2 protein-coding genes are annotated in these 2,959 nt (G+C 64.4%); both read right to left on the bottom strand.

Translation table 11 applies throughout. The features are described 5' to 3' along the window. Window positions 1–19 precede the first annotated feature (19 nt). Window positions 20–1,924 (bottom strand): sulfate adenylyltransferase subunit CysN, encoded by a 1,905-nt coding sequence (cysN, locus tag FKP22_RS25895; protein WP_141290682.1) that lies wholly within the window; start codon window positions 1,922–1,924, stop codon window positions 20–22. 45 nt (window positions 1,925–1,969) lie between these two features. Next, window positions 1,970–2,941, bottom strand: a complete 972-nt coding sequence (gene cysD, locus FKP22_RS25900) for a sulfate adenylyltransferase subunit CysD (RefSeq protein WP_170201093.1) — start codon at window positions 2,939–2,941, stop codon at window positions 1,970–1,972. Between the last annotated feature and the right edge of the window lie 18 nt (window positions 2,942–2,959).

Here is a 2,959-nt window from a genome sequence, read left to right on the forward strand (position 1 = left end):
GCAGGCCCGCCAGCGGGTCTCAGTCGATCATGCCCAGCGTGCGCAGGCGGGCGATGATCTCGTCGGCGGCCTGGTCGGCGCTGATGACGGCGGTGTTGACGCGCATTTCCGGGTTCTCCGGCACTTCGTATGGCGAGCTGATGCCGGTGAAGTTGGCGATCTCGCCGCGGCGGGCCTTCTTGTACAGGCCCTTGACGTCGCGGTCCTCGGCCACGTTCAGCGGCGTGTCGACGTGGATCTCGATGAACTCACCTTCGCCCAGCAGGCCGCGGGCCATTGCACGTTCGGACTTGAACGGCGAGATGAAGGCGGTCAGCACGATCAGGCCGGAATCGACCATCAGGCGCGCCACTTCGGAGACGCGGCGGATGTTCTCCACGCGGTCAGCCTCGGTGAAGCCCAGGTCCTTGTTCAGGCCGTGGCGGATGTTGTCGCCGTCCAGCAGATAGGTGTGGCGGCCCATCGCGTGCAGCTTCTTCTCGACCAGGTTGGCAATCGTCGACTTGCCGGCGCCCGACAGGCCGGTGAACCACAGCACGCCCGGCTTCTGGCCCTTGGCGGTGGCGCGCGCAGCCTTGTCCACGTCCACGGCCTGCATGTGGATGTTGTGCGAGCGGCGCAGCGCGAAGTGCAGCATGCCCGCGCCGACCGTGTTGTTGGTCAGGCGGTTGATCAGGATGAAGCCGCCGGTGTCGCGGTTGGCGGTGTACGGATCGAAGGCAATCGGGCGGTCCAGCGCCAAGTTCACCACGCCAATCTCGTTGACCTCCAACTGCTTGGCGGCCAGGTGCTCCATCGTGTTGACGTTGACCTTGTACTTCGGCTCGGTGACGGTGGCCGTCACCAGCTGGGTGCCGATCTTCAGCAGGTAGGGCCGGCCCGGCAGCATCGGCTCGTCGGTCATCCAGACGATGGTGGCTTCGAACTGGTCGGCCACTTCGGCGGGAGACTCGGCGGTCGAGATCACGTCGCCACGCGAGATGTCGATCTCGTCTTCCAGCGTCAGCGTGACGGACTGGCCGGCCACGGCCAGCGGCAGGTCGCCGTTCATCGTGACGATGCGCTGGACCTTGCTTTCCTTGCCCGAAGGCTGGGCGCGGATGCGGTCGCCCGGCTTGATCATGCCGCCGGTGATGACGCCGGCGAAGCCGCGGAAGTCCAGGTTCGGCCGGTTGACCCACTGCACCGGCATGCGGAACGGTTCCTTCTGCAGGCGCTCCTCGTCGATTTCGCAGGTTTCCAGGAAGCCCAGCAGCGTCGGGCCGTGGTACCAGGGCGTCTTCTCGCTGGCGACGATCATGTTGTCGCCCTTCAGGCCAGACAAGGGGATCGAGGTGATGTCGTTCAGGCCGATCTGCTTGGCGAACTCGCGGTATTCCTCGTCGATCTGCTTGAAGACCTTCTCGGAGTAGTCGACCAGGTCCAGCTTGTTGATCGCCAGCACCACCTTGCGGATGCCGATCAGGCTGACCAGGTACGAGTGGCGGCGGGTCTGCGTCAGGATGCCCTTGCGCGAGTCGACCAGGATCACGGCCACGTCGGCGGTTGAGGCGCCGGTGATCATGTTGCGGGTGTACTGCTCGTGGCCGGGGGTGTCGGCGACGATGAACTTGCGGCGGTCGGTCGAGAAGAAGCGGTAGGCCACGTCGATCGTGATGCCTTGCTCGCGTTCGGCGGCCAGGCCGTCGACCAGCAGCGCGAAGTCGATGTCGCCGCCTTGCGTGCCCCATTTCTTCGAGTCGTTCTCGATGGCGGCAAGCTGGTCTTCGAACAGCATCTTCGACTCATACAGCAGCCGGCCGATGACGGTCGACTTGCCGTCGTCCACCGAGCCGCAGGTGATGAAGCGCAGCAGGCTCTTCTGCTCATGCTGCTTCAGGTACTTCTCGATGTCGACCGAGATCAGGTCCGAGGTGTGGGCCATGGTGATTCCTTGAATTTGGTGCGGTAAAGAAGAACGGGCGGCGGCTTAGAAATAGCCTTCCTGTTTCTTCTTTTCCATGGACGCGGCGCTGTCGTGGTCGATCATGCGGCCTTGACGCTCCGAGGTCTTGGTCAGCAGCATTTCCTGGATGACGTCCGGCAGCGTGGCGGCTTCGGATTCGACGGCACCCGACAGCGGGTAGCAGCCCAGCGTGCGGAAGCGCACGCTCTTCATCATCGGCACTTCGCCTTCGCGCAGCGGGAAGCGGTCGTCGTCCACCATGATCAGCGTGCCGTCGCGTTCCACGACCGGGCGCTTGGCCGCGAAGTACAGCGGCACGATGGGGATGTTCTCCATGTAGATGTACTGCCAGACGTCCAGCTCGGTCCAGTTGGAGATCGGGAAGCAGCGGATCGACTCGCCCTTCTGCTTGCGGCCGTTGTACAGGCGCCAGAGTTCCGGGCGCTGGTTCTTCGGGTCCCAGCGGTGCTGTGCCGAGCGGAACGAGAAGATGCGTTCCTTGGCACGGCTCTTCTCTTCGTCGCGGCGGGCGCCGCCGAAGGCCACGTCGAAGTTGTACTTGTCCAGCGCCTGCTTCAGGCCTTGCGTCTTCCACATGTCGGTGTGGATGGACGAGCCATGGGTGAAGGGATTGATGCCCATCTCCATGGCTTCCGGGTTGTGATAGACCAGCAGGTCCATCCCGGTTTCCGCGGACATGCGGTCGCGCAGCTCGTACATCGCCCGGAACTTCCAGGTGGTGTCCACGTGCAGCAGGGGGAAGGGCGGCGGGGCCGGGTAGAAGGCCTTCCGGGCCAGGTGCAGCATCACCGCTGAGTCCTTGCCAACGGAGTAAAGCATCACCGGGTTGTCAGCCTCGGCGACGACCTCGCGCATGATGTGGATGCTCTCGGCTTCCAGGCGCTGCAAATGGGTCAAGCTCATGGTGGTGGTATCCGTGGTGGGCTGGGAAAAGAGAGAAGGGACAGCGGCCGCCGCCGGGCGGGCCGGAAGGATCGCTGGGTGCGGGCGCGG

This window comes from Ideonella azotifigens (assembly GCF_006519715.1).
Classification (GTDB): domain Bacteria; phylum Pseudomonadota; class Gammaproteobacteria; order Burkholderiales; family Burkholderiaceae_C; genus Ideonella; species Ideonella azotifigens.

Bases quoted from the DNA above. Each gene is read 5' to 3' on its own strand.
- cysN (WP_141290682.1), bottom strand. From the start codon at position 1,924: ATGGCCCACACCTCGGACCTGATCTCGGTCGACATCGAGAAGTACCTG.